This is a genomic window from Calditrichota bacterium (assembly GCA_014359355.1).
Taxonomy (GTDB): domain Bacteria; phylum Zhuqueibacterota; class Zhuqueibacteria; order JANLFK01; family Oleimicrobiaceae; genus Oleimicrobium.
The window spans coordinates 1-4,289 of the sequence record JACIZP010000231.1 but is presented as its reverse complement, the minus strand read 5'-3'; the positions used below and the strand labels follow the sequence as shown (position 1 = coordinate 4,289).

At 60.1% G+C, this 4,289-nt stretch carries 5 protein-coding genes; all 5 read left to right on the top strand.

All coding sequences use genetic code 11. The annotated features are described in order from the left end of the window. Positions 1-46 precede the first annotated feature (46 nt). A complete protein-coding gene (locus H5U38_10435) occupies positions 47-1,273 on the top strand; it encodes a PP2C family protein-serine/threonine phosphatase (protein ID MBC7187440.1) in 1,227 nt (408 codons plus the stop codon). Positions 1,274-1,458: 185 nt separating this feature from the next. After that, on the top strand, positions 1,459-1,641 hold the full coding sequence (locus H5U38_10430; GenBank protein ID MBC7187439.1) for a SpoIIE family protein phosphatase: 183 nt from the start codon (positions 1,459-1,461) through the stop codon (positions 1,639-1,641). Positions 1,642-1,687: 46 nt separating this feature from the next. Continuing rightward, the gene (locus H5U38_10425; protein ID MBC7187438.1) at positions 1,688-2,041 is read left to right on the top strand and encodes an STAS domain-containing protein; all 354 of its coding nucleotides are present in this window, start codon (positions 1,688-1,690) and stop codon (positions 2,039-2,041) included. Between the two features lie 36 nt (positions 2,042-2,077). Further along, positions 2,078-2,581: an ATP-binding protein gene (locus H5U38_10420; GenBank protein ID MBC7187437.1), complete on the top strand. Its 504-nt coding sequence runs from the start codon at positions 2,078-2,080 to the stop codon at positions 2,579-2,581. Further along, positions 2,568-4,289 (top strand): SpoIIE family protein phosphatase (locus H5U38_10415; GenBank protein ID MBC7187436.1); only part of this gene is annotated, 1,722 nt, incomplete at its 3' end. The genes H5U38_10420 and H5U38_10415, both read left to right, overlap by 14 nt.

Below are 4,289 nucleotides of genomic sequence, written 5' to 3'. Positions count from 1 at the left end.
GACCTCATTTTATTTCATCGATTTTCCCCTGGTCCATCAGGAGGTCATGGCAGCGGTGCCAGGGCTTTATGCCTTGAGCCACATTGTTCTGGATGCACTCTTTGTTACCTTTGCCCTGGTGCTGTTTCTCCCCTCCTTTTTGGGCCGCTCCGTAGCCAATCGCGGACGGATTGTGCTCGTTGCCGCTGCCGTTTGGGTCAGCGGACTCATTGGCAGTGGCGAGTTTGCGGTCTGGCCTTGCTGGCCAGGGGTGTTGGCCAAGTTAGCCGCAGCGGCGCTCATCCTCGGCGCTCTTGTCCACTTTGACTTCCTGACGGCCGCCATCGGCTATCTCTCCCTCGGGGTACTCATTGAGGGCGCGTCACTGGTGAGCGCGACGTCTCGGCCAATGTACTACAGCGGGGTAGCCCTGCTGCTCCTGGTGGCACTCGCAGAGGGCATGGGGCTGGTCCTCAGGCGGCGGCGGGAGAGAGAGGCGGAGCTGGCACAACTGGCGCCCTCCTATGTGCGACGGATGAACGAGCGGCTGCGCTTGCAGCGCGAGCTGGAAGTGGCACGACGTGTGCAGCTCAGCTTCCTGCCGCGTGTGGTGCCCGAGGTTCCTGGTCTGGAAATCGCGACCACGTGCATTCCGGCAACAGAAGTGGGCGGCGACTATTACGACTTTGTCGCCCTCGGGCCACAGCAGCTGGGCGTGGCGATTGGGGACGTATCCGGCAAAGGGATTTCTGCGGCCTTTTACATGACCCTCACCAAGGGCTTCTTCCGCTCTCAGGCGCGTGCTCTGCAAAGCCCGCGGGAGGTGCTCATTCGCGTCAACGAACTGTTCTGCGAAAACGCCGAGCGCGGGCACTTTGTGAGCATGGTGTACGGGATCTTCGACATGAAGCGCCGCGTCTTCCGCTTTGCTCGTGCCGGGCACAATCCCATTGTGCTGGGCCGTGCCCAGGGGGGCCGCTACCAGGCGCTGTGCCCAAAGGGGATTGCGTTGGGGCTGACGGACGGACCGCTCTTTGCGCAGGTCATCGAGGAGGACGAAACGTCGCTGCGCCCCGGCGATTGTTTTGTGTTCTACACCGACGGCTTCACCGAGGCCATGGACCGCCGCAACGAGGAGTTTGGCGAAGACCGGCTCTATGCGCTGGTTGCGGAACTTGCTGGTGGTCCGCCACGGCAACTCGTGCACATCATAGAGCGGCGCGTGCGCGCTTTCGTGGGCGGTATGCCGCAACACGACGACATGACCATGGTGGTGGTGCGTGTGGGCTCCTGAGGTGGCAGGGTAGAGCGCGCATTCGATGAAGATGCGCTGAGCGTGCTTCCAACCTTTGCCAGTCAGGTGGCAAACGCTTTGGAGAATGGGCGGCTTGTGGGCGAGTCGCTGGCCAAGGAGCTGAAAGTCGCCCGCGGAGCGCAGATGAGGCTCCCCCCAACCGCCATGCCGAAAGCATCGTCCTGTTGTGCACCGATGGGCTGGTTGAAGCACACAATGAACAGGGGGAAAACTTTGAAACGCTGGGGGAGCTGGTCCGCCTTCTCGGAGGGCGGCTGAGCACCGCGCTGGTAAAGGCCATGACCGTCCACACGGGTGCACAAACCTGGCACGACGATCTGACCTTTGTAGTCATTAAGACGTACTAAGCTGGCCTGGCCCAGCAAGGTCGTTTCACGGAGGGAGGTATTGCGAATGGAAGGCTTTCAGGTGCGACGCAAGGACGATGGCGCTATCTCGACTCTCTACTTGCAGGGTTATCTTGATGCTCACACGGCGCCGCGATTAGAAGATGCTCTCCAGGAGCTCGTGGACCAGGGGCGATACAAGATTATCGTCAACTTCAGCGATCTGGCCTACATCAGCAGCGCAGGGCTGGGCGTGTTCATGGGCTTTATCGAGATGATCAGGGCCCACCAAGGAGACATCAAGCTGACGAACATGAGCGACAAGATCTTCCGCGTGTTCGACCTCCTCGGCTTCCCGACGCTGTACGACATCTTCAAAGACGAGAGCGAAGCCCACAGAAAATTCAGCGAGCAGCCTTAGGCGGTGCCTCCGGCCGCTGGCCAGCAGAACAAACCAATGGTGACGACCGTGCAATCTGCAGTGAAAAGATATCGGCTGCGCATGCCGAGCCAGACGGAGAATCTGGAGATTATCCGCAGCTTCGTCGGTCACATTGCGCGACGCGTGGGTTTCGACGACGAAGAGGCGACCAAAATCGAGATGGCGGTGGACGAGGCCTGCTCCAACGTGATCAAACATGCCTACGAGCGCGATGCGCGCAAGCCGATCGACATTGTGGTCAAGATCGACTATGACAAGCTCACCGTGATAGTGACCGACCACGGCAAGGGTTTCGACCCGGCGTCAATCAAGATGCCGGACATGAAGGAGTACTTGGCCGAGCTCCGCGTCGGTGGCTTGGGTATCTACCTGATGCGCACGCTGATGGACGAAGTTGCCTATGACATCAAACCTGGGGTGCGCAACCAGGTGAAGATGGTGAAGTACTTCGTCAAGCGCGATGCCCCTCGCCCGCGCAAGGCAGGGGTGCAGAAAAAGGTGAAGGGTGGACGCCAGTAAGAACAGAGAGGCGGCTCCGGGAGTCGACAGCATCGCCCGCCAGCTTGATGAGCGCCTGGTGGAGCTACAGGCGCTGTTCGAGATGAGCCAGGTTCTCAACTCCTCGCTCAATCTCAAGACCATCCTCGACAACCTGCTTTTGACCCCCATGGGGAGAATGATGATCAGCAAGGGGGTGGCTCTCCTGTATGACGGCCGCGGACGCTGCACCGTCGAGACTGTCAAAGGGATGCCCCGCGAACTGGTCGGCAAGGTCCTCGAGACCGAAGTGCCGCCGACAGGGCCGATACTGGTCGATGAGAGCGATGCAGGAAAGTTCAGTGCCGCTGGCTTCTTCCGCCAGGTAGGTATCCAGCTCTTGGTGCCCTTGGTGAGCAGCACGCGCACCACAGGCATGATCTGTTTCGGTCCGAAAATCACCAACACCCCCTATACGGCTGCCGAGTTAGAGTTCCTCGGCTCGCTCTCCAACATCGCGGCCACGGCCGTGGAGAATGGCCTCATCGTAGAAGAATTGCGCCAGGTGAACCGCGAGTTAGACAAGAAGATCCAGGAGCTTAATACCCTCTTCGACATCGGCAAGGAGCTGAGCGCGACCTTGGACAGAGATAAGATCGTCGCCTTGCTCAGTTATGCGGTCATGGGCGAGCTGGTGGTGAACCGCTGCACGGTGTTCCTGCGCGAAGGGGACAGCATGCACCTGGTGTCCGATCGGGGAGGACAGCCGGCGGAGCTCACTGTGCACTGCCAAGAAGGCACCCGCTTCTTACGTCGCCTGTGTGAGGCCGAGAAGCCCTTCTTGGTGGAAGAGTGTGACGACGAAGAGATACGAAGCGTGTTCGACGAGCTGGGCGTGGCGCTGGTGGCTCCGATGCGCTACAAAGAGCAAACCCGAGGACTAATCGCGGTGGGGCAGAAGCTCACCGGCCTGCCATTTAGCGAGCACGACATCGAGTTCCTTTCCACTTTAGGCAACTATGCGATGATCTGCCTGGAGAATGCCCGCCTCTTCCAGGAGACGTTGGAGAAGCAGCGCATGGAGGAAGAGCTGGCCATCGCCAAGCAGATCCAGCAGCGCTTGTTGCCCACCCATACGCCGGCGCTGCCGGGTTTCGACCTGGCAGGGATGAACATCTCTTCGCGGGAAGTCGGGGGCGACTATTACGATTGGATCGTTTTCGATCAACGGCATTGCGCTCTGGCCATTGCCGACGTCTCGGGCAAAGGCGCGCCGGCTGCGCTGCTCATGGCCAATCTGCAGGCTTCGCTGCGCGCCTTGGCCGCGGCGCATGGCAACGTGGCGGAGATGGTCGGGCGCATCAATAACCTCATCCACGCCAGCACCGATTTGAGCAAGTTCATCACCTTCTTCTACGCCGAATTGGACGTGGAGGAAAGGCGGCTCACCTACTGCAACGCCGGCCACAATCCGCCGCTCCTACTCCGTGCCGATGGAAGCATGGAAACTCTTGAGCGAGGCGGCCTGATTCTGGGAATGATGCGGGATGTTTCCTTCGAGGTAGGGGAGGTCACCCTTTTTCCTGGAGATGTGCTGTTGCTGTACACCGATGGAGTGAGCGAGGCCTTGAACGAGGCAGATGAGGAGTTTGGCGAAGAGCGGCTGAGGACGGCGCTGCAAGAGCTGCGCGCGCTGCCTGCTGCCGAGGTTGTCAGTCGCATCCATGAACGCGTCAACTCATTCTGCGGG

Coding starts and splice junctions, on each gene's coding strand:
- H5U38_10435 (MBC7187440.1), top strand. CDS start 47: ATGGCAGCGGTGCCAGGGCTTTATGCCTTGAGCCACATTGTTCTGGAT.
- H5U38_10425 (MBC7187438.1), top strand. CDS start 1,688: ATGGAAGGCTTTCAGGTGCGACGCAAGGACGATGGCGCTATCTCGACT.
- H5U38_10420 (MBC7187437.1), top strand. CDS start 2,078: ATGGTGACGACCGTGCAATCTGCAGTGAAAAGATATCGGCTGCGCATG.